A 25,874-nucleotide genomic window follows, 5' to 3' on the forward strand; every position below is an offset into this window, starting at 1 on the left:
AAATAATGGCTGTATTCTAGAAGAATTCGCTTTTTAAGCATAGCCTTTAGTCAAACAAAAGGTGTTAATTCTACAAACAGGATAATTTGAGGTTTAAAAAAATGAGGGAATGTAAAAAGGTTAAAGCCAAAGTAGCTTTAACCTGTAATTTACACCAAGGTTTTACGGTTAAACATAATACTTAATTCTAAGCAGGCTTAATATTTACCTACAAGGTTGATAAACCAGCCTTTGTACTCATAATCAGTGAGTTTTAAGTCATCACTAAAATCAGTGAAGTTATAACCAACACCCACTTTAAAGTGCTGACCTATATGACGATCTATACCTACAAGCCAACCATTACGCGTTGAATTATCTTCAACAACTTTTAAGCTACGAAACTCTAGCAATGCATCCCACTGCTTAACGATATGGTAGCGAGTTTGTAGAGCAGAAAAATTAACGGTGCTTTTAAAGAATTCGCCGATACCACGGCCAGAACGTAACTCACCCGTTCTTCGACCTAACTTCGCGGCAAACTCCCACACAGGGTTGTAGCGATAGGTACCTTCTAAGGTATAAATTTGTGATTTTTGATCGGTACCAAAGTTAGTTTGTGCTAAACCGCGTAAATCGTACAAGTAGGTATATTTCCCTAACAAGTTCCAACGGTTGTTATCAAAAGGACGATAAGCAAAACCTACACTCGCTTCAGTAAATGTGGCATTTGCATCAGGGCTAATTTCGTCTTCAGTATCTGAATAGTTATATTTAGCGGCGATACGCCATGAATCATTCACTAAGTAGTTTAAACGGTTGGTGGTTAGCCACTGCGTGCGTTCTTCAGCGCCTTGGTCTTCACGATACTCTAACTTAGTTTGCCATTGCATATCTTTATCACGAAAGCCTAGCGAAAGGGTCGCAGCATCGCGCTCTACATTGCCGGCAATTAATGTCAGTTCACCGTGTTGCAATGAGCCGCCCAAATTCCAGCCTTGACTGAGCAGGTAATTAACACCAAAAACATGCACAAAACCCGATTCATTTCTTTCGTTAATGGTTTGCGTTTCGTTAAATACGTTTAGGCTATCAGTCACTCTTGAACGGTGACCAAATGTAAGACCATTAGTATCGTTAGAGGCAAGTAACGGGCTGGTTGTATCGGTTGACCAACTGTAGCGACTATAAAGGTTGTGATCGCTATTTACCTGGTAATCAATATCAAGTGCTGCGGTATCACCACGATGACCCGTTGCATATTCGGCACCTATACTAGAGCGACTTTCAAGTATGTACTTACCACCTAAGGTTATTAAATCGTTGTTTTCATAACCGTCATCAGCTTCTAGTGTGCCTTGGGCAATTCCGTAAAGTTCAAAACTTGGTGTTAAACGTTGACGGTAACCAAGTGCCGCCAGTAAACCGGTTTGAGATTGACTATTTTGTTGCTCTTTTATCTGTTTAATTTCGGCGCTGATGTTACCGCTGTTATCAAGGTTTTGCTGAATAAAGAAACTGATTTCTTCGCGTTCATTATTACCCGACTCTTGCTTGGTTATGCTGGTGCTGTAATGGCCTGTTTGGCTATATTGTCCGCTAACTTCAATGCCTTGCTCGGTAATATCTTGGGTTAAATCACGTCGGGCAATTGAAAATCCAGCACCGGTATTTTTGTGCCATGCCGCTGCGGTTAGTTCTTGCTCCGTGTATCCTAAGGCTTTTAGGTTTGCTCTGGCTTCAAAACTTAACGCATCACCAGATTTATCACCACCGGATAGCTCTTCGTCAATAATATTCATTTGCTGAAAGGTTAAACCACCATTATCAGAATAGAATATCGGCGCTTGGCTATTGCGGGTATTACTGTGTTCTACTTTAATGTAGCTACCTTTGCCTGCTTGTAATGTTAAGTCGGCACCCGCAAGTTGATAATCGTTACCTGCCCGGTTCTCGTCAACGTAGCTTAAACCTACGGCAATATGGTCGTTAAACCAATGTTTGGCACGTCCACCTGCCGTTAAGTGATCAGCACTAAAACCTTTAGGTAAATATTCGTAATCAACTAATAACAGTAATTGATTACCGTCGAGTGGTTGGTCACGAATAATGCTATTTTGGCTATTACGTGAAAAACTCAATAATGGACGCGATAAAATAATACGCCCTTGTATTTCATCAACTTGGTAATCAGCGTCGCGGGTTAAATCGATACGGTCAACGGTGATACCAGTATCTGGGTTTCTAACTTCTATCACTAACTTGTCAGAACCCGCTAATATATCGGTATGTTTTAAGTAATAAATACTACCACCTGTGCCTAAAAACTCACTGTGGCCTAACGCGGTTTGCGCTTCTGATATAAAGGCTTTTAATTGGCTTTTTTCTTGCCCATAAACATTTGATTCAGTTGATTTCCAGTTCAGCGCTGCACCGTATAAACTACGATTGTATTGGCTGTATTCTGTATCGGTCATGCCGGTGTTGTAATTACCCCATAGTGCCAATGACTTGTCCCAATCAACACGTACATAAAAACGTCCTTGAGTGTCTACGTCACGAGTGGTGGTTGAGTCATCACCATAAACAGGATAATACTTGTCAGGGTCTAAACGTCTAAAAATATCTACAGGGTCTTTATCTAAAAAGCCATTGAACAATTGAGATAATTCACGCTCTTGAGTATCAGCATGTGCTGTTATTAGATATTTTCCTTTCACTTTACCTTTTAAATAAAACGCAAGGCGACCTTCAATAAGTAAGTCGTCATCGTATCGATCGTCACTGGAGAGGGGTTCTATATTTCCGGTGACTTTGTTTTCACTGATGTTGATATCGGCAAGGGCGGCTAAAAACATATATTTGCCGGTAACATCGACTTTCAGTGGCTTAGTTATTGTGCCTTTTTCACCACTGAGGGTGAGATCAAATACATAGTTACCAATAGGTAGTAAATGTTCACTGGCAAATTTACGCTCTAAATCTATCGGGTAATTTTTGCCATTAATTTCAATGTTGTAACCTTCAGGTATATCTTGACCAAAAATACGTACACGGCTACCTGTAATAGGAATATTTTGCTTTATGAGTTCATTAGTGCCAAAGCTGCCCGTGTTTGCTGAGTTGGTTGCCGTGGTGATATTAGTAGACGACACTTGCGCCGTGTCTTGGCTACTAAATTGGCTCTGTGTTGAACTAGGTGCTTGAAGCGATTGTGAGTTATTACTTTGACTAAGGTAAGTACCACTGTCGTATGCCTCAGGTGATACTAGCTGTATTAACTTACTCTGGGTTTCGTCCATATTACCTTGGGCATCAAAGGCACGTAAAACATAACGTAAGTTATCACCAGCGATCAAATTGCTTAGCGTTGACGGCTCAACTTGCCATGAAATTTCGCCATGGCTATCAAGCTCGATTAATTCACTACTAAAGAGCGGTGTAATTAAATCAACATCATTACCTTTGTACACCACTAACTCTAGACGCTTTATAAAAGCAGGGTAGTTGGTAAAATAATTAAATCTAGCATCGTATTTGTTAACGCCATCAAACTTTATTGCTTGCGGTGCACTGATGCTTAACCGTGGTGAGGTAATAGCTGGGTCTTCTGTTGCCCAAAAAATACCACCAAGCGGCATTCTAACTAAAAAATCGCCTCGCACTTCTGTTTTAGCTTGTTTTTCAGCAGAGCCTTTTTCACTGTTTTGCTGACTAAGTGCTAATTCAACACGGCGATCATTTGGTCCGTTGTTGATGCTTGAAGATTGTTCACCTTTACTGATAATTTCAACACTAAAGCCTTTCGAGGTTTTACAAGCCGCAGGAGGGCATAGCGGTTTTTGCTGCTTGGCTTCAATGGCAGTTTCAATCGATGCTTCAACTGCCGTTTCAGTCGTGTCAGGCTTTACGGTATTAGCAAAAGCGTGAGTTGCTGTGCCGGTTAATAACAAAGCAACCGTGAGTGCTAATGAATGATGTTGGATAAAGTTTCTCATTATTTATCCTCCGTCATTGAATTTTCTGTTTTTAGTTTTTGTATTTTGATGGTCAATTTTTCCCATACTTCTGCAGGCATGCGTGTTTTTAATTGTTCGAATACGGCTTTAGCTCGGCGTAAACCTAAGCCAAGGTTATAGTCAGCAGACGCAGTGCCATCGGCAAAGCCTGTTATAGCTAAGTGGCCACTTTCGGCACTCGCTAATTGCATAGCTATGCTATCGAGCAAGGGTTGATATTTCGCTTTTACCGTACTTTTGTCAGAGTCGAACAGTATTTTCCCTAGCTGAGTTTGCGTTGCAATATTAACGATTGGTGCAAAATGTTCATTTACTTCTTCCACGAGTTCAACACTAAAAGCAGGGCGAAGATCTTCGCGAATTAATGGCAATAACCACTGATAGGTGTTGTTAGCTCGCTGATAAGCCAAGGCTTGTGTATGCGCCTGAGCTATAATTTGTATTGTACCGCCTTGATATTGATTTATGGCATCAGACATTTGCGTTAACCATGCTTTATGTTCTGTATTAATTTCAGCGCTGTCTTCGTTAAATAACAACTCACCTAATTTGACTAACGCATGTTGTTCACCACCACCCAACTGTTGCTTAGCTAGCTGTATAGCAAAGTCGAAACGTGTTGGTAAACCTTGTGTAATGCGTTTAACTCTTGGGTTTTCACTGACGAAAACTGTTTCTGGCGGCAAGGTCGCTTTATCAACTTTCATGTAGAAATTTCGCCCACGTGCTAAATTAGCTACGTCGACCGCTTCTAGATGAAAACGCCCGTGTAAGTCGGTTTCAATATACAAACCTTCTACGGTAGCAACTCGAACACCGGGTATACCAATCTCTTGAATGCCAATGTTTTGAATAACAAGGTCAACTTGATAGTTACCATTCGCTAACATGGTTATGTGGCGATTAATGCGTAAGTTTTGTGAGCTAAGCCCGTCAGCCATTTCGCCAATTGGATTTACTCTACTTTCGCCTTGGCTACTCATTGTGATATGTGTGCCTTCTGCGGTAGTTAGCACTAAATCATTGGTAAAGACTAAATCACTAAGTTGCTGACGAATAATTATTTGATGGTTAGTGGCTTTATCAGCTTCGCTACTGCGACCAGTTAAATCACCTAAATCAATACCATGATTTAGCGGCGCACTAGCATCGGTTAATTGGCGCTGACCATCGGCATCAATAATGAAAGTACTGTTGGCAACATAATGACCTTCGGCGATACCACCTTGAATAAATAGCGCAGAGGCATTAGCGCTGTCTTGCCAATTATCACTGTCTCTGTCGTCAAATACTTTGCCAAGAATTGTCACTTCTTCAAAGTCTGGATCTGCGCCAACGATAACCGTTGCGGTAGCTTCATTACCAATAGGCGCACTGCCGAGGTATGGTGAAACGCGGTTAATATGTTTACCACGGGCAACACCTGCACCGACACGTAAAATATAAACAAAATCAACGCTCGACTCTGCCGGTACGTCAATACCTGAAACCGTGAGCGGTTGCTTACTGGTTATTTTCATATCGCCGTCTGCATCGTTGGTATATGCCGAATTTTCTACATAAGTGAAACCCGCTGGCAGGTAATCAATCAGGGTGAGGTTTTCAACATCAACTTCGCTGATATTTTCAATTTGAATGTTATAGCGTACCAATCCACCAATGAGTGTTTGCTTAGTGTTAGCACTCTTTGTTAAACGGATCATACTTGGGTTTACGCCAATTTTATCAACGGGGATATGGTTGTTGATCACATCAGGATCACCTTGCGCGAGAGTAAAAGCCATGTAATAAGTGGTGTCATCGCCGATTGCAGGTGCCGTAGCTAGGTTAGATAAAGCCAATGGATTTTGCTGACCCGTAGGATCTAACGCGCCTACTCTTGGCAATATTAAGTTTGAATGGCTTGGTTGATATTCTTCTTCAGGTGCAGTGACAACTAATGTAAAGGTGTCGTTGTGCTGACAAGCAGGGTCAGCACCTAAAAATAATAAAAAGAAGTAATAACCGTCATCACCGGTAATTTGATCCTGCTGGTTTGGTAATAAACAAACATCAGGTAGCAATGTTCCAGCTTCATTAATAATACTCACTAATGAGTTAGTAATAGGGATTCGGGAAATTGAGTCGTAAACCACACCGCTTGGGTCAACCGGTACTGGAATATTAACGGATTCATTCGCCGGAATTGAGGTTACTGTACTGAAAAAAGTTGTACCGTTTGGCGTAATAAAGTCAACGGTATAGTCACCTTGTGGCAAATTCTCAATTTGGAAGAAGCCGTTTTCATCGGTTAATACGGTTGCCACTATATTACCATTGGTGTCAGTGACTTGTATGGTCCAGCTAATGAGTAATGGTTCACCTTCGCTAATGACATCATTTCGATCAGTGTCAATCCAAACAATACCTTGTAAACTGCCAGCAGGTAGTTCAAATGGTGTTGGATCTTCGGTACCACCGCTTGAGTTACCTGGCGCACTAGGGTTGTCACCACCGGTACTCGGGTTATTACTCGCGTTGGTTCCACTATCAGATAAATCATTGACTTCCATACCACCCGACGAGGTGCCTATAGCTTGTGCTTGGTTGGTTATTATACCTTTTGCTTCTTCAGCACCAGGGTTTAACTCAAGAGTAAAGCTGATATTAAGGCTTTGCCCAGGCATTAATCGACCACTGGTACCATCAAATAAATTAATGGGGAAATTAGCATTTAGGTTTGGCGTTTCTTCGGCTGTTGTTGCAGTAATCTCTGCCGGTTCACTCACACTCACATAAGCACTGCCAAACCTTGCGCTTAGATCATCAACAAGCTGGATATTAGTTAGTGGTACGTCACCATTGTTTTGTATAACTAAAGCAAATGGCACATCAAAGTTACCCACACTACCATTAACAGTAGGCACTATTTCACCGCTTACTGTTTTAGCAACACCGATTGCTGGCGCTTCAGTAAAAGTAACTGGAGTTGGATCGTTATCGGTGCCATCGCCATTATCACCGGCAGTATTACTACCGTTATCTGAGCTATCATTTACATCTGCACCACTTGGACTTTGACCAGAAGCAACAGCCGTATTGTTGTAAGGACCAAGGTTTGCACCTGGTGTTACGGTTAGTTGAAGTAATAAGGTATCTTTTGCCGACACAGCAAGGCTTTGGTTAGCGGCAAAAATGTTGGTATTGGTTTCGCCATCAAAATCAGTATTTACCGTTAAGGCATTTGCGCTCAATGCGTTAACCACAAAAGTAGCTGGAGCAGGGAAGGTGGCGCGTAAGTCTTCAACAATTTGTACATTACTGAGTGAAATATCCCCGATATTTTCAACCACTAATTGATAGCTTAAGTTGTAACTACCGTCACTATTGTTCACAGGCTCAGCCACTAATAAGTTCGCAATACCAATGGCAGGTGCTTCGGTAAAGGTAATTGGCGTTGTATCATCAAGACCCCCTTCACCGTTATTACCTTCAGGGTCGATACCGTTGTCTGATGTATCGCTAATATTGCTGCCACTTGGACTGTTGCCTGATGCTTGTGCACTATTATCATAAGGACCTAAGTTATCAGCAGGTGTGAGTTCAAGTACGAGGGTAATAATGTCACTTACGCCTAAGGCTAAGTTTTGGTTAGCCGCTAACAAGTTAATATCGCTATTACCGTTAAAGCTAGTGTTCACCAATAAAGACGCGCTGCTTAATGAGGTAATGGTATAGATATTCTGATTTTGGAATGTCGCCATCAAATCATCAACTACCTGTACATTGGCTAGTGCAATATCACCGGTATTTTTCAGATTTAAGGTGTAAGTAAGTGCATACGTACCATCACCATTATTGGTGACATTCGTCATGACTTTCGCAACGCCGATGGCTGGCGCTTCTGTAAAAGTAACGGGTGTTACATCATCATTGGTACCTGCACCATTATCGCCTGAAGTATTGCTACCATTATCTGAGTTATCAGAAACATCATCACCACTTGGACTTTGAGCAGAGGCAACAGCCGTATTGTTGTAAGGACCAAGGTTTGCACCTGGTGTTACGGTTAGTTGTAGTAATAAGGTATCTTTTGCGGCTACGGCAAGGCTTTGGTTAGCGGCAAAAATGTTGGTATCGGTTTCGCCGTCGAAATCAGCATTAACCGTTAAGGTATTTGCGCTCAATGCGTTAACCACAAAAGTGGCTGGTGCAGGGAAGGTGGCGCGTAAGTCTTCATCAATTTGTACGTTACTGAGTGAAATATCCCCGATATTTTCAACCACTAACTGATAACTTAAGTTGTAGCTACCATCGCTGTTGTTCACTGGCTCAGCCACTAATAACTTAGCGATACCAATCGCTGGCGCTTCGGTAAAGGTAATTGGCGTTGTATCATCAAGACCCCCTTCACCGTTATTACCTTCAGGGTCGATACCGTTATCAGATGTGTCGCTAATATTGCTGCCACTTGGACTGTTGCCTGATGCTTGTGCACTATTATCATAAGGACCTAAGTTATCAGCAGGTGTGAGCTCAAGTACGAGGGTAATAACGTCACTTGCGCCTAAGGCTAAGTTTTGGTTAGCCGCTAATAAGTTAATATCGCTATTACCGTTAAAGTTAGCGTTCACCAATAAAGATGCACTGCTTAATGAGGTAATAGTGTAGATATTTTGATTTTGGAATGTCGCCATCAAATCATCAACAACCTGTACATTGGCTAGCGCAATATCACCGGTATTTTTCAGATTAAAGGTGTAAGTAAGTGCATACGTACCATCACCATTATTGGTGACATTCGTCATGGCTTTCGCAACGCCGATGGCCGGTGCTTCTGTGAAGGTAACGGGTGTTACATCATCATTGGTACCTGCACCGTTATCGCCTGATGCATTACTGCCATTATCTGAGTTATCAGAAACATCATCACCACTTGGACTTTGACCAGAAGCAACAGCCGTATTGTTGTAAGGACCAAGGTTTGCACCTGGTGTTACGGTTAATTGAAGTAATAGGGTATCTTTTGCCGACACAGCAAGGCTTTGGTTAGCGGCAAAAATGTTGGAATTGGTTTCACCATCAAAATCAGCATTTACCGTTAAGGTATTTGCGCTCAATGCGTTAACCACAAAATTGGCTGGTGCAGGGAAGGTGGCGCGTAAGTCTTCAACAATTTGTACATTACTGAGTGAAATATCACCAATATTTTCAACCACTAATTGATAGCTTAAATTGTAACTACCGTCACTATTATTAACAGGCTCAGCCACTAATAACTTGGCAATCCCAATCGCTGGGGCTTCGGTAAAGGTAATTGGCGTTGTATCATCAAGCCCCCCTTCACCGTTATTACCTTCAGGGTCAATACCGTTGTCTGATACGTCGCTGAAATTATCACCACTTGGGCTGGTCGACGATAGAGAAACACTGTTGTAATAAGGACCAAGATCACTAGCCGGCGTTATGATGACGCTAAGGTTTATCGTTGCTGATGCGCTAGATTCGAGAGTTTGATTGAGGTCTAATAACTGAGTGTCAGCATCACCATCAAAATTTGAATTTACGGTTAATTGGGTACTGCTCAAACTCAAGACACTAAAAGTGTTGGCATCGGCAAATATATTGGCTAAATCTTCCGTTATTTGCAGATCTTTTAATATAATATCGCCCGTGTTTTTGGTGTTAAATTGATAACTAACTTGATAACGTCCATCGCTTAAATTAATAACACCTGTCATGGCTTTGGCAATGCTGATGGCAGGAGCTTCCGTAAAGGTGATAATTGTTGCGTCGTCATTACCCGCATCACCATTATTGGTGGTTGGGTTGCTACCGTTATCAGAGTTATCGGTTACATCATCACCACTTGGGCTTTTGCCTGAAGCGACTGCTGTATTGCTGTAAGGGCCTAAATTATTGCCCGGTGTTATGGTCACGGGGACTAAAATAGTGGCAGAGGTATTTATCGCTAAGCTTTGACTTAAATCAAGCAAGTTATTATCGCTATCGCCATTAAAATCAGTATTAATATCTAGATCAGCACTGCTGATTGTACCAACAGTGAAACCAGCACCATTAAATGTGCTTGATAGTGGCTCTACAATTTGTACATCGCTCAATACAACATCACCAATATTTCTTACGACAATGCTGTAAATAAGGCTGTAAGTGCCATCTTCATTGTTAGTGACTGGACCGCTAATTTCTTTCGCGATACCAATCGCTGGTGCTTCCGTAAAAGTGACAGGTGTTGGGGTGGCTAAATTACCATCGCCATTATCGCCAATGGCATCAGTACCATCGTCAGAATCATCACTAATTACCGCTCCGCTTGGGCTAGTACCATTAACTTTTGCGGTATTATTATATGGACCTAAGTTAGCTCCCGGGGTAATGATTACCGTAAGATCGAGTGTTGCAGAAGATGAGGCCAAAGCACCTGAGGTGAGTGTTTGATTCGCCGCTAGTAAATTTTTATCACTATAACCATCAAAACTCGCATTTACGGTGAAATTATTGCTGACAACATTATCAACTTGAACCGTTGCAGGTGAAGGATAAGTTACGGTAAAGTCTTCAAGAATTTGTACGTCATTTAATTCAATATCACCATTATTTTGTACTAGCATCGCATAGGTTAACGTATAACTACCGTCATTGTTGTTAACGACCGTTGAACTAATTCTTTTCGCAATGCCTATTGCCGGTGATTCATCAAAATTTACCGTGGTGGCGTCATCAAGGCCGCCAGCTCCGTTGTTACTTTCTGGATCACTACCGGCATCAGAAATATCGTTAACCGTTGCACCGCTTGGACTATTACCACTACCCGTAGCACTGTTGCTGTAAGTAGGAGTACCTCCTGGTGTTACTGTAACGGTAACCGAAATAGTATCTTGTGAGCCAACACTTAAACTTTGATTCGCAGCAAGTAAGTTTTTATCGGTATCACCATTGAATGCGTTATTAATGTTGAGAGAGCCAACCGTACTTTTTGAATCAACAACATAAGTAGCGCCACTGAAGGTTGTATTTAAATCATCAACAACTTGTACACTGGTTAAGTTAATTGCGCCGGTATTTTTTACGACTAAGGCGTAAGTTAATGTGTATGTACCATCACCATTGTTGGTTGGGCCTGCGCTAATACTTTTTGCAACACCAATCGCTGGGTTCTCAACAAAACTGACCGGTGTGCTATCTGAAAGGCCACCGCTGCCGTTGTTGGTTTCAGGATTTGTACCGTTATCAGATGTATCGCTAACCGTTGCACCACTTGGGCTTGTTGCCCCTGCGGTTGCGGTATTGTTGTATGCACCTAGATTAGTGCCTGGAGTTACGGTGACGGTTAAGGTTATCGTTTCGCTCGCACCGACCACTAAATTTTGGCTTGCGGCTAATAAGTTTTTATCAGTACCACCATTAAATGCACTGTTAATGGTGAGTGTACCGCCGGTGCTTTTCGCATCAACGACAAAGGTTGCACCACTAAAGGTTGTGGTTAAATCATCAACGACTTGTACATTGGTTAAACTGATATCACCGGTATTTTTAACCACCATAGAATAGGTCAGGGTATGTGTGCCATCGCCATTATTAGTTGGGCCTGCGCTAACGGTTTTAGCTATACCAATAGCCGGAGCTTCAGCAAAAGTTACCGGTGTTACATCGTCGTTGGCGGTATTACCGTTGTTGGTTTCAGGATTTGTACCGTTATCAGATGTATCGTTAACCGTTGCACCACTTGGGCTTGTTGCCCCTGCGGTTGCGGTATTGTTGTATGCACCTAGATTAGTGCCTGGAGTTACGGTGACGGTTAAGGTTATCGTTTCGCTCGCACCGACCACTAAACTTTGGCTCGCGGCTAATAAGTTTTTATCAGTACCACCATTAAATGCACTGTTAATGGTGAGTGTACCGCCGGTGCTTTTCGCATCAACGACAAAGGTTGCACCACTAAAGGTTGTGGTTAAATCATCAACGACTTGTACATTGGTTAAACTGATATCACCGGTATTTTTAACCACCATAGAATAGGTCAAGGTATGTGTGCCATCGCCATTATTAGTTGGTCCTGCGCTAACTGTTTTAGCGACACCAATAGCCGGTGCTTCAGCAAAAGTTACCGGTGTTACATCGTCGTTGGCGGTATTACCGTTGTTGGTTTCAGGGTCTGTACCGTTATCAGATGTATCGTTAACCGTTGCACCACTTGGGCTTGTTGCCCCTGCGGTTGCGGTATTGTTGTATGCACCTAGATTAGTGCCTGGAGTTACGGTGACGGTTAAGGTTATCGTTTCGCTCGCACCGACCACTAAACTTTGGCTTGCGGCTAATAAGTTTTTATCAGTACCACCATTAAATGCACTGTTAATGGTGAGTGTACCGCCGGTGCTTTTCGCATCAACGACAAAGGTTGCACCACTAAAGGTTGTGGTTAAATCATCAACGACTTGTACATTGGTTAAACTGATATCACCGGTATTTTTAACCACCATAGAATAGGTCAAGGTATGTGTGCCATCGCCATTATTAGTTGGTCCTGCGCTAACTGTTTTAGCGACACCAATAGCCGGTGCTTCAGCAAAAGTTACCGGTGTTACATCGTCGTTGGCGGTATTACCGTTGTTGGTTTCAGGGTCTGTACCGTTATCAGATGTATCGTTAACCGTTGCACCACTTGGGCTTGTTGCCCCTGCGGTTGCGGTATTGTTGTATGCACCTAGATTAGTGCCTGGAGTTACGGTGACGGTTAAGGTTATCGTTTCGCTCGCACCGACCACTAAACTTTGGCTTGCGGCTAATAAGTTCTTATCAGTACCGCCATTAAATGCACTGTTAATGGTGAGTGTACCGCCAGTGCTTTTCGCATCAACGACAAAAGTGGCACCACTGAAGGTTGTGGTTAAGTCATCAACGACTTGCACATTGGTTAAACTGATATCACCGGTATTTTTAACCACCATAGAATAGGTCAGGGTATGTGTACCATCGCCATTGTTTGTTGGTCCTGCGCTTACGGTTTTAGCGACACCAATAGCAGGAGCTTCAGCAAAAGTTACCGGTGTTGCATCGTCATCGGCGGTATTGCCGTTGTTGGTTTCAGGGTCTGTACCGTTATCTGACGTGTCGTTAGCTGCACCATTAGGGCTACTGGCTGAAGTGGTAGCACTATTGTTATAAGTAAGGGTTGAGCCAGGTGTTACTGTGACTTCTAAACCAATTGATCCACTGGCTCCTACCACTAAACTTTGACTTGGCGCTAGTAAATTCGTATCTCCGACACCATTGAAACTAGAATTTACCGTGAAGTCTGAACTTGTGGGGGTGCTAATACTAAAACTATCAGCACTGGCAAAGGTACTATTTAAATTATCAACTATTTGTAGATTAGTTAGATTAACATCACCAGTATTTTGAATATTAAACTGATAGTTGAAAGTATATGTGCCATCTGCATTATTTTGAACTGGCCCATTTACTGACTTCGCTAATCCTAAATTAGGATCAACCGCAAAGGTTACAGGCGTTGTGCTAGTGTCATTACTAGGGCCATCGTTCGCTGGATCAGGGTCATTACCATTTACAGAAGTATCGCTGGTGGTATTTGTATCATCACGGGCACTTTCTGCCGCTGCCGTAACACTATTGTTGTAGGTGCCAAGATCGCTACCAGGACTAACAGTAACAGTAATATCTAAGGTTTTAGTTACACCAATTGCCAGTGTTGAAGGTGTAGTATTATCGATTAATGTTTTGTTGGTAATACCGTCAAATGTACCATCAACCGTAAAGTCAGTACTGGTAATTGAGGTAACATCTATATCGCCTGATGCGATAGGGCTAAAAGTAGCCGCAAGATCATCAGTAAGTTGAATATTTGTTAATGAAACGTCGCCACTATTTTCAACATAAAATCTATAAACAAGATCAAAAGTACCGTCAGCAGGATCAAAAGTGTTACTGATTAGCTCTTTTGCTACGCCAATAACCGGTGTTGATGTAGTCGTTACAACACTTGTTGCGGTTTGTGTGCGGTAATTATTTAATGGTGCGCTGTTAGAGGTAACAGGGTTATTACCTGTGCCGGTGTTAATATCGGCAAAGTTACGTACGTTTTCAGCTGCGGCACCTGTTTGTTGTCCGGCATAGTCTACATCGGTATTGGCTGTTAAAGTTGAACCCGGTTTGACCGTAGATTGTAAGTTTGTATTAAAGGTAATGGTGAGTGTTGCCGCAGGGCTCATGGCAAAAGTGCGATTAATACTGAGTAAATTACTGTCGGCACCGCTTACAGTAAAATCTGAAGACGTTATAGTTGTTGTAAGGTCGGTGTTATCAACCACACTGCCAGTATTTGAAACATTCAATGAGGTAATGTTTTCAACGCCATCAGGTAATTGAATTTGCCAGTTAGTGTTGTCACCATCTTGCACTTGAAATGCTTGTGCTAAACCATCATTTTTAAGTACTAATGTCCAAGCAAATGTTGGTGTTTCATCAGTTCGATTATCAACTGAGCTAGGGGTTGTTGCACTAGTAAGTGATAGTGTTGGCTCAACTAATTTAGCTAACACGGTGCTAGAAACTGAGTTTTGTACTGTGCTCAATAATACTTCAAATTGGTTTGATAATATGACATTTTGTTGGTTTGATAATTGGTTGCTAACCAAAACAGAAAACTCAATAACAATATATTCAGTGTCGCCATCAGCGTCGCTGTTTGTTACGTTACCAATATCAAAATCTACAGAGTTTCCTGATGCTCCTAAAGTAGGCGTAATCGCACAGTCTGGGCTTACATTAGGATCCGTAGATGTTGCTACTCCACCAGCACAGAGGCCACTACCATAACTAGAGCTTAAACCACCATTACTTACCAACGAGATAAAGGCCTTCGCATTTACATATTCAAGCCCTGTAGGTAAATTATCTCTGACGATAAAGTTATTGGCTCTACCTTCTGGTACGGTTACTACCAATCGATATTTAATTTCTTCGCCAATTGAAAGTAAGCGTTCTGAGCCGCTTGCACCTGTGCCTGCTTCGCTAGTATGGATAATATTAGTGCTAACTATAGATTTTTCTGAGGTGGTTAATTCAACCGTAACGGTTGCTGAATCAGTTGTTTGATAGCTTTTTTCAGTGCCCGGACTCGAGCCTGATAAAGTACTACCCGACCCTGCTAAACTGGTCCAATCCAAGGTCGCATTGTTAGTAATATCTTGACCAGGCGAAGCGGCTGATGAAACATTCGCGTCGTAGGTAAATACACAACTTTCACTGACCGCTAGTTTATCAACAGTGAGTTTAATGCCGGTCGTATTTGGATTTGAGACGTCAAAAGTGGAAATACCTGCACAGGCTCCAAATGCCGCACTGCCATTTTTATAAACTAACTCGTTGGGTAAAATATCAACTAATTCAATATCAAAAGCACTCGAGTCAGAACTCGGTGGAGCGGTAATTGTTAATGTGTAAGTTATAGAGTCACCGGCATCACCACCTGTGTTACCCGCATTTTTGCCTAGCGTTAATGTTGGGTCGACACGTTTTAGGTTTATAGCACTTGATGTATAACTACCTGTGCTGTCAATGTACCGACCTTGGTTTGAAAAATTAACACTGTCACTATCTACTTTCACCGCATTAATTTCGAGCACGATATATTCTACATCAGCGTCATCATCGCTATTGGTTACTGTGCCTAAATTAAAATTAGGATCAGTACCAGCACTAAAAGAGGCATTGGTCGCTGTAATATCACAGTCAGGACTGGAACTAGCATTTGCTAATGTGTATGTACATGTACCTGCACCTGGATCAGTGACCTCACTAGAGTTTAAACTCCCGCCGACAAAACCAATTTTCGCGCTACCATCATTTTGATAAATCAGTTCTGGTGGTAATATATCCCTTAGGTTAACTGTGCTATGAACCCCTTCAGGTATCGCGGTAACAATACGAAAGCGCGCTATTTCACCAATGGCTAATTCAGTGCGGCTATCGCTAACGGTACTATCCGTTTCTGATGTGGAAACTAATGTTTTTTCAACACTAGGGCTTATACTCGTTGCTGAAATTGTACTTTCGCGCACTGGAAAAGCCGCTTGCATTGAGCCTGCGGCAAAGGTCATTTGCGCGGTATTATTTATATCTGTGTTAGCTCCAATGCTGCCATCAATATTACATGAAAAAGTTAGTGTCGCCGTTTCTGCTGCGCCAAGAGTATTATTAAGAGTAAGGCCCGTCGCAAGTGTACCTGATGAGCCACCACTAACGCCCGCCAATACAGGAATAGTACAAGAAGATGAATTAAGTGTGCTTTCAAAGACATCGGTAACGGTTACATCAAAAGCGTCAGCCCCACCGATATTCTCTAAAGTTATTTTATAATCAATTTGATCGCCAGCATCTAAATCGCTTGTATCACTGGTAATTTCTTTTGTTATTGTAACATCAGGAGCTCTTACCGTTATTTGTGTAACTGTGTTGTTAGTTGCGTTATCAACGGCGCTATTATTAGTTGAAGCGTTTAATAGGTTAGCGAGGCTTAAACCATCAGCGTAAGGTTCATCACTAGCGAGCGCATAAACATCAATAACAATATTTTTTGAATTCGCTGTGCTTGTATTAATGTTGCCAAAGTTGATGTTGATACTATTTGAGCCACCATCTCGCGTAACAGTGAAGTCACCATCGTATTCAGAAGCAGCGGCATACTCTATAAAGTTACCGGCTGCAGCTGACCCTGGATAAGCGGTAGTACTTGTTCGTGTAGCTGCTGGAAAGTCGATTGCTGTAAATACAGGAAGTGGTAATACATCAGTCATTACAACGTTGTTTGCATCACCTGAAGGTATTTCAATTGCTAGCTGAAAATGTACAACATCACCTGGCTTAACCGTGCTTGAACTGATCGTAGTTTTGCTGATGGTAATATCTTCAATGGTAACCGAGGCACTTGAGTCTTCAAAACAACCTTGAGCACCACTCGCATCACTTAAACCGTAAGTTGCGGTTACGTCATTGTTAATAGTGTCACGCGTAAGTATTGGTTCATTATTGTTATAAGTTTGGTCAATTGTTGCAGTATAAGTTACTGTGCCGTTTTCCGCGGGGCCAATGCTGCCACCAGCAGAAATAATAGCAGCTAGTATATCTGCATTTTCAAAAGTTGATGAGGTGCCAGAGTCTGTGTAAGCAACATTTAATGTCGTCGTGGCACTATTAGTACCATTATGTACTATAGATAACTGAATTTGGTTAGTAGCAACTTCGCTGTAACTAATACCATCTTGTAAAATATCAGTAACAGTAAAGTTGTTGATACCATCAATATATTCAGAGGTTTGATAGGCATATGTATAGGTAATAGTAGAGCCAGGCGTACCTGTACCTGTGGCGCTTTTTCTTAATACTAAATGTTTTGCAGAGTTAATTGCAGAATCGCTATCACAGGTCATCGAGTTTAATGTATCAGTAATATAAACGTCGAAATCGGCGCGAATATCCTGTGATTGATTACTTGTACCAGTACCTGATGCACAACTTATAATGATATCTACATCATTACCAATACCAGTACTAGATGCTAAGGTCGCCTCATCTGGCGATATACTACAGCTTGTGCCACCAACAATGTTAAAAGGTCCTTGATATTTAACGTTGCCTGGTAAGGTAATAGTGGGAAATGTTATTGGAGAAACAGTGGCTGTTGAAGCTATATCAGCAATAGCAACAATAGGATAAGTCCATTGTGGCCCTGGTGGATTTTCACTTTCTGGTTGTGTGTCTGAAACTGAATATTTAATGACTGTTGGTGTGAAGTCATTATTATCAGCAGTGCCGACAATAGTATCATCACCCTTAGTACCTGTAGCACTATCACCAAATTGAAAACCTGGTACCACACCTATGGCATCAGTTTGAAGTACATTAGGCTCGGCATTTAAGTCTAGATTTAGGCAAACTTCTACCGTCAAAGGTTGCTGGTTATTTGAAACTGAGCCAACAGGGATAGTAAGCGCTACTAAACTCCCACCTTCAGTGCCAGTAAAAGGCAAACCAGATATAGGATCGTTTAAGGTACCTGTTGCTGTATAAGTTTGATTAGACACCAATTCTAAATCAAGACCACTAAAAGTCGCTGATTGATAAGTTAAATCTGGTGCCAACTGCAGCAAATAATATGGCCCATATCCAATGTCAGGAGAGCTGTTGGTAAAGTTTGCGTTAAAGCAAAAAGGTTCGCCGATAAACGATTCAACTGGAGAAGAATTGGTAACAGTTGGAATAGAGGCTGCAAATACGGAGGAACTACACATTAGAAATAAGAAAGCTATTTTGAAAACTAACTGAAAAACTTTATTTGGCATTGAATTCTCTTTGGGCTAATTATTATTTTTTAGTCAAGAAAATCCATCTTTTTAACAATATATTACATTTCGTTTACACTTTATTTGAAGATAAAGCTTTTGTCACCATTTTTTACAGTTAATAAAGAACTAAATCAGAGGTTAACAATATAAACACGTAAATTATAAGAATAACGGATAGCAACACTTTGTAGAGAAAATGAAGGGTGGTATTAACTATTGAGGTGATTTTGAAGTTATATGTGGGAGTGTCGTTATTGAACTAGTTAATGGTGTTTTAAATTAGATATAAAAATGCCGTTTACTAGGTAAACGGCATTAAAAATCATTAAGCACATTCTAAAGTACGTTAATGCGATGTTTCTTCAACAACTTGTTCAGGACGCTCTTTAGCTTCACGAACTTTTAAAGTTCTTTGCTGGAATTCACTGTCATTCAATGAAGATACAGCTTTGTCAGCATCAGCAGATGAAATTTCTACAAAACCAAAGCCACGTCTTTTACCCGTATGCTTATCTTTCATTAATCTAACAGATTGAACTTGACCATACTCAGAGAATAGCTCTCTAACGGCTGCTTCGTTTGCTCTATACGGTAAGTTGCCAACATAGAGTGTACTAATACTCGTGTCGACATCTTCTACACTTGTTTGAGCTTTGCCAATTAACGGAGCGATAAATGCACAAACAAAAGCGATAACTGCAGCGCTCATGCTTGAAAGTTCGATAACATTACCGTTCGTTAAAAAGTATATAGCTACAGAAAATACTAACGCCACTATTAACGTTAATGGTTGAGGAGACTTCATAATGGATACCTAATTATTATTTTATAAGAAACTTAAATTGCAATTCTATGTTACCCACCTTTTGGTAATGTGCAAGAATAAGTGTGATTTTTATGCAATTTATTCAAGTCAGTACCTTTTGAGATGTCGAATACGAAACGGATGGGTTATATGAGCACTTGATAAAGTTGATAACTATATAGTCCATTGTTTTACAAAATCTGACGTTCATCATGATTATCACTTAATGACACATTTTTTAGCACAATAAGCATATCAAGTTTGAAACTATACTTGTGTTTTGATTAAGTCAGTTTCGTATCCTGTGACTTTCATTTATACCCTATATATAGGGTATAAAGTTATTCAATATTACCTATTAATGAAAATGCAATAATATGAAGTCTAATTATAGTGATAGTAAGTTATAAACCAGATACCAATTGCTATTAAATTTAGTGCAGTTAAGTAACTATGTATATGTCATGAACGCTATTTAAACTGCTATAGCTCAACAAAAGCGCTGTCTGTGCAAATAAAAAGCAAACAAACATCTTTTCGCAATTTAATTGCATTTAGGTGTTGACGTGAGGTCAAAAATCTCTAAAATGCGCTCCAGTTCCAAGGGGTCACCCCAAGGAACTGTTTTAATAAGTTATCTAACGCAGTTCAGGCTGAATTAGTTAACTTAACGTTTTAAAGAAAGGTTTTGAAAGTTTTAAAAACTTTTAAAATAAATTCAAATAAAACGTTGACATTAAAACTGAGTTGCGTAGAATGCGCATCTCGCTTCAGGCAAGGCCTGCAGCAACGAAGCAAAGCGAATGAGATTTTGTTTCGGTTAGTTTTTTACTTCGAGTATCAACTAACGTTCTTTAACAATTAGTTATCATGCAATTTGTGTGGACACTCACATTAACGTTGATTTTACATAGTTACCCTCGGGTAACAAAAAAACAGCTTAATATGATGTCACACAAAAAATAAGTATCATTTAGACTTTCGAGTTTAAATATACGTTTTATGTAGTTACTTTCTTCTTTAGTCGGATAGAAAGTAACACGACAGAATTCATTGAGCAGATGTCTTTTCTTAGGTAACTTCGGTTAGTTAAGGTGAGCATCACAAACGATTTTTAATTGAAGAGTTTGATCATGGCTCAGATTGAACGCTGGCGGCAGGCTTAACACATGCAAGTCGAGCGGAAACGAGAATAGCTTGCTATTCGGCGTCGAGCGGCGGACGGGTGAGTAATGCTTGGGAATATGCCTTTGAGTGGGGGACAACAGTTGGAAACGACTGCTAATACCGCATAACGTCTACGGACCAAAGGGGGGACGCTTCGGCACCTCTCGCTCATTGATTAGCCCAAGTGAGATTAGCTAGTTGGTAAGGTAATGGCTTACCAAGGCGACGATCTCTAGCTGGTTTGAGAGGATGATCAGCCACACTGGGACTGAGACACGGCCCAGACTCCTACGGGAGGCAGCAGTGGGGAATATTGCACAATGGGCGAAAGCCTGATGCAGCCATGCCGCGTGTGTGAAGAAGGCCTTCGGGTTGTAAAGCACTTTCAGCGAGGAGGAAAGGTTAGTAGTTAATAACTGCTAGCTGTGACGTTACTCGCAGAAGAAGCACCGGCTAACTTCGTGCCAGCAGCCGCGGTAATACGAGGGGTGCAAGCGTTAATCGGAATTACTGGGCGTAAAGCGTGCGTAGGTGGTTTGTTAAGCAAGATGTGAAAGCCCTGGGCTCAACCTGGGAACTGCATTTTGAACTGGCAAGCTAGAGTTTTGTAGAGGGTAGTGGAATTTCCAGTGTAGCGGTGAAATGCGTAGAGATTGGAAGGAACATCAGTGGCGAAGGCGGCTACCTGGACAAAGACTGACACTGAGGCACGAAAGCGTGGGGAGCAAACAGGATTAGATACCCTGGTAGTCCACGCCGTAAACGATGTCAACTAGCCGTCTGTAGACTTGATCTGTGGGTGGCGTAGCTAACGCGCTAAGTTGACCGCCTGGGGAGTACGGCCGCAAGGTTAAAACTCAAATGAATTGACGGGGGCCCGCACAAGCGGTGGAGCATGTGGTTTAATTCGATGCAACGCGAAGAACCTTACCATCCCTTGACATCCAGAGAAGAGACTAGAGATAGACTTGTGCCTTCGGGAACTCTGTGACAGGTGCTGCATGGCTGTCGTCAGCTCGTGTTGTGAAATGTTGGGTTAAGTCCCGCAACGAGCGCAACCCCTATCCTTATTTGCCAGCGCGTAGTGGCGGGAACTCTAAGGAGACTGCCGGTGATAAACCGGAGGAAGGTGGGGACGACGTCAAGTCATCATGGCCCTTACGGGATGGGCTACACACGTGCTACAATGGCAAGTACAGAGGGCAGCAATACCGCGAGGTGGAGCGAATCCCACAAAGCTTGTCGTAGTCCGGATTGGAGTCTGCAACTCGACTCCATGAAGTCGGAATCGCTAGTAATCGTAGATCAGAATGCTACGGTGAATACGTTCCCGGGCCTTGTACACACCGCCCGTCACACCATGGGAGTGGGTTGCAAAAGAAGTGGCTAGTTTAACCCTTCGGGGAGGACGGTCACCACTTTGTGATTCATGACTGGGGTGAAGTCGTAACAAGGTAACCCTAGGGGAACCTGGGTTGGATCACCTCCTTATCTTGAAGTAAAACAGCTTAATGAGAACCTTGGTTCTACGAGTGTTCACACAAATTACATGATAACAAATTAGAAGAAGTCCAAACATGCTAGCTTCGGACGTAAATTCTTGAAAGAGAAATAGGTCTGTAGCTCAGCTGGTTAGAGCGCACCCCTGATAAGGGTGAGGTCGGCAGTTCAAGTCTGCCCAGACCTACCAATTTTGTCCTCTATCGGCGTTGGTTCATCACTCGTGTAGGAAATCTACACGTCGCGATAAACCGCCTTGATATAGAACAAAACATTACGTTTTGGCTAAAGTATGTTTCCCATTGCGGGGCTATAGCTCAGCTGGGAGAGCGCCTGCCTTGCACGCAGGAGGTCAGCAGTTCGATCCTGCTTAGCTCCACCACTTCTTCACTAAGAATAGAAAGACCAAACTTAAGTTATGCTTTGTTTAAGCTACTTTAAGTTTGGTTTTTAACCAAGTCACCACCGAATGCGTGTGAATGACAAGTTCTTTAACAATCTGGAAAGCTGATATAAATACCGGTATTTATATGGTGAACACGGTGTCGCGCTGTTGTTCATAAATTATAAATACCAAGCTGTTATTAATGGGAATATCGCCTGTTAATGATGGTGATTACGGTTCCTCCTCGGAAACGTAATCAACCCGGTAGTAAATCGTAAGATTTATTACCACTCTTATTCAAGACACACTTTGTGTGCGTGAAAATGTCAGACTTTACAATTGAGCAGGTTTTGTCACCTGCTTGTACCAAATAGGAAACTACTTGGGGTTGTATGGTTAAGTGACTAAGCGTATGTGGTGGATGCCTTGGCAGTTAGAGGCGATGAAGGACGTGTTAATCTGCGAAAAGCTTTGGTGAGGTGATAAAAACCGTTATAGCCAAAGATGTCCGAATGGGGAAACCCACCCAAGGTAACTTGGGTATCATTAAGTGAATACATAGCTTAATGAGGCGAACCGGGAGAACTGAAACATCTAAGTACCCCGAGGAAAAGAAATCAACCGAGATTTCGTTAGTAGCGGCGAGCGAACGCGAATTAGCCCTTAAGTGGTTTGTAAGTTAGTGGAATCTACTGGAAAGTAGAGCGATACAGGGTGATAGCCCCGTACACGAAAATAAACTTATCATGAAATCGAGTAGGTCGGCACACGTGAAACGTTGACTGAACATGGGGGGACCATCCTCCAAGGCTAAATACTCCTAACTGACCGATAGTGAACCAGTACCGTGAGGGAAAGGCGAAAAGAACCCCTGTGAGGGGAGTGAAATAGAACCTGAAACCGCATACGTACAAGCAGTGAGAGCCGGATTTAGTCCGGTGATTGCGTACCTTTTGTATAATGGGTCAGCGACTTATATTCTGTAGCAAGGTTAACCGAATAGGGGAGCCGTAGCGAAAGCGAGTGTTAACTGCGCGTTTAGTTGCAGGGTATAGACCCGAAACCCGGCGATCTACCCATGGGCAGGTTGAAGGTTGAGTAACATCAACTGGAGGACCGAACACACGTATGTTGAAAAATGCGGTGATGACTTGTGGGTCGGAGTGAAAGGCTAATCAAGCCGGGAGATAGCTGGTTCTCCCCGAAATCTATTTAGGTAGAGCCTCGCACGAACACCATTGGGGGTAGAGCACTGTTAAGGCTAGGGGGTCATCCCGACTTACCAACCCTTTGCAAACTCCGAATACCAATGAGTGATATGCGGGAGACACACTACGGGTGCTAACGTCCGTTGTGAAGAGGGAAACAACCCAGACCGCCAGCTAAGGTCCCAAAGTACTAGTTAAGTGGGAAACGATGTGGAAAGGCATAGACAGCTAGGAGGTTGGCTTAGAAGCAGCCATCCTTTAAAGAAAGCGTAATAGCTCACTAGTCGAGTCGGTCTGCGCGGAAGATGTAACGGGGCTAAACTAGTCACCGAAGCTGCGGATTTGTTCTTAGGAACAAGTGGTAGGGGAGCGTTCTGTAAGCCGTTGAAGGTGAGTTGTAAAGCTTGCTGGAGGTATCAGAAGTGCGAATGCTGACATGAGTAACGATAAGGGGAGTGAAAAACTCCCCGCCGAAAGACCAAGGTTTCCTGTCCCATGTTAATCAGGGCAGGGTAAGTCGGCCCCTAAGGCGAGGCGGAAACGCGTAGTCGATGGGAAACAGATTAATATTTCTGTACTTCTATATATTGCGAAGGAGGGACGGAGTAGGCTAGGTGAGCACGGCGTTGGTAGTCCGTGTGAAAGTATGTAGGCGGTTGTCTTAGGTAAATCCGGGACTTCATTCAACGCTGAGATACGAGACGAGACTCTACGGAGTTGAAGTCATTGATGCCATGCTTCCAGGAAAAGCTTCTAAGCTTCAGATATATAGGAACCGTACCCCAAACCGACACAGGTGGTTAGGTAGAGAATACTAAGGCGCTTGAGAGAACTCGGGTGAAGGAACTAGGCAAAATAGTACCGTAACTTCGGGAGAAGGTACGCTCTCTCGTGTGAATCCCTTGCGGAGTAAGCACAGGAGAGTCGAAGTAACCAGGTGGCTGGAACTGTTTATTAAAAACACAGCACTGTGCAAAATCGAAAGATGACGTATACGGTGTGACGCCTGCCCGGTGCCGGAAGGTTAATTGATTGGGTTATCTTCGGAGAAGCTCATGATCGAAGCCCCGGTAAACGGCGGCCGTAACTATAACGGTCCTAAGGTAGCGAAATTCCTTGTCGGGTAAGTTCCGACCTGCACGAATGGCGTAATCATGGCCACACTGTCTCCACCCGAGACTCAGTGAAATTGAAATTGCGGTTAAGATGCCGTATACCCGCGGCTAGACGGAAAGACCCCGTGAACCTTTACTATAGCTTGACAGTGAACATTGCTCCTACATGTGTAGGATAGGTGGGAGGCTTTGAAACCGTGTCGCCAGATGCGGTGGAGCCAACCTTGAAATACCACCCTTGTATGCGTGATGTTCTAACCTAGGGCCCTTATCGGGCTTGGGGACACTGTCTGGTGGGTAGTTTGACTGGGGCGGTCTCCTCCTAAAGAGTAACGGAGGAGCACGAAGGTTGGCTAAGTACGGTCGGACATCGTACGGTTAGTGCAATGGCATAAGCCAGCTTAACTGCGAGACAGACACGTCGAGCAGGTACGAAAGTAGGTCATAGTGATCCGGTGGTTCTGTATGGAAGGGCCATCGCTCAACGGATAAAAGGTACTCCGGGGATAACAGGCTGATACCGCCCAAGAGTTCATATCGACGGCGGTGTTTGGCACCTCGATGTCGGCTCATCACATCCTGGGGCTGAAGTCGGTCCCAAGGGTATGGCTGTTCGCCATTTAAAGTGGTACGCGAGCTGGGTTTAGAACGTCGTGAGACAGTTCGGTCCCTATCTGCCGTGGGCGTTTGAGAATTGAAGAGGGCTGCTCCTAGTACGAGAGGACCGGAGTGGACGAACCGCTGGTGTTCGGGTTGTTATGCCAATAGCATTGCCCGGTAGCTACGTTCGGAACTGATAACCGCTGAAAGCATCTAAGCGGGAAGCAGGCTTTGAGATGAGTTCTCACTGGAGCTTTAAGCTCCCTAAAGGGTCGTTGGAGACTACAACGTTGATAGGTTGGGTGTGGAAGTGCTGCGAGGCATTGAGCTAACCAATACTAATTACCCGTGAGGCTTAACCATACAACACCCAAGTGGTTTTGTTGTATGAAGTTTGACAAAAAGTGTAGGAATACACGCATCACGCATGACAATTGTGTGAATAAGAGACAGAAAATCAATGTATTTATTACTTAGAGCCAAGGCTTTAAGTGCAGCTTTCAAGATTGTACCCTTTTTGTCTAGCGACAATAGCGACATGGCCCCACCTGATCCCATTCCGAACTCAGAAGTGAAACGTGTTAGCGCCGATGGTAGTGTGGGAGTTCCCATGTGAGAGTAGGACATTGCTAGGCTTCTATTTAGAAGAGCCCGATTCGAAAGAGTCGGGCTTTTTGCTGTCTGGAATTTATAAACTAAAACTCGTGCATTAAACGTGTTAGTGCCGTTGGTA

The 25,874-nt window shown here is 42.7% G+C and carries 3 protein-coding genes, 2 tRNA genes and 3 rRNA genes; 5 read left to right on the top strand and 3 right to left on the bottom strand.

Annotated elements, in window-relative coordinates:
• Positions 1–197 precede the first annotated feature (197 nt).
• The 3 genes from DBO93_RS02345 to DBO93_RS02355 all read right to left on the bottom strand — a co-directional run bounded on the left by DBO93_RS02345 (position 198) and on the right by DBO93_RS02355 (position 19,166).
• Positions 198–3,977, bottom strand: coding sequence for a hypothetical protein (locus DBO93_RS02345; protein WP_108454896.1), 3,780 nt, complete (start codon positions 3,975–3,977; stop codon positions 198–200).
• A complete protein-coding gene (locus DBO93_RS02350; protein ID WP_108454897.1) occupies positions 3,977–18,358 on the bottom strand; it encodes an OmpA family protein in 14,382 nt (4,793 codons plus the stop codon). Before DBO93_RS02350 ends, DBO93_RS02345 begins: the two co-directional genes overlap by 1 nt.
• A gap of 349 nt (positions 18,359–18,707) precedes the next feature.
• On the bottom strand, positions 18,708–19,166 hold the full coding sequence (locus tag DBO93_RS02355; protein WP_108454898.1) for an RNA-binding protein: 459 nt from the start codon (positions 19,164–19,166) through the stop codon (positions 18,708–18,710).
• A 1,115-nt stretch (positions 19,167–20,281) separates the two neighbouring features.
• On the opposite strand from DBO93_RS02355, the gene DBO93_RS02360 reads away from it, so the two are divergent.
• The 5 genes from DBO93_RS02360 to rrf all read left to right on the top strand — a co-directional run bounded on the left by DBO93_RS02360 (position 20,282) and on the right by rrf (position 25,776).
• Positions 20,282–21,824: ribosomal RNA gene (locus DBO93_RS02360) — 16S ribosomal RNA — on the top strand.
• A 122-nt stretch (positions 21,825–21,946) separates the two neighbouring features.
• Positions 21,947–22,023: transfer RNA gene (locus DBO93_RS02365), tRNA-Ile, on the top strand.
• A gap of 116 nt (positions 22,024–22,139) precedes the next feature.
• Positions 22,140–22,215: transfer RNA gene (locus DBO93_RS02370), tRNA-Ala, on the top strand.
• 397 nt (positions 22,216–22,612) lie between these two features.
• Positions 22,613–25,504, top strand: a 23S ribosomal RNA gene (locus DBO93_RS02375).
• Positions 25,505–25,661: 157 nt separating this feature from the next.
• Positions 25,662–25,776 (top strand): 5S ribosomal RNA (gene rrf, locus DBO93_RS02380).
• The 16S, 23S and 5S rRNA genes sit together here with 2 tRNA genes alongside, the layout of an rRNA operon.
• Positions 25,777–25,874 lie beyond the last annotated feature (98 nt).

Origin of the sequence: Colwellia sp. Arc7-D, from assembly GCF_003061515.1 — a bacterium.
Lineage (GTDB): Bacteria > Pseudomonadota > Gammaproteobacteria > Enterobacterales > Alteromonadaceae > Cognaticolwellia.

Coding starts and splice junctions, on each gene's coding strand:
- DBO93_RS02345 (WP_108454896.1), bottom strand. CDS start 3,977: ATGAGAAACTTTATCCAACATCATTCATTAGCACTCACGGTTGCTTTG.
- DBO93_RS02350 (WP_108454897.1), bottom strand. CDS start 18,358: ATGCCAAATAAAGTTTTTCAGTTAGTTTTCAAAATAGCTTTCTTATTT.
- DBO93_RS02355 (WP_108454898.1), bottom strand. CDS start 19,166: ATGAAGTCTCCTCAACCATTAACGTTAATAGTGGCGTTAGTATTTTCT.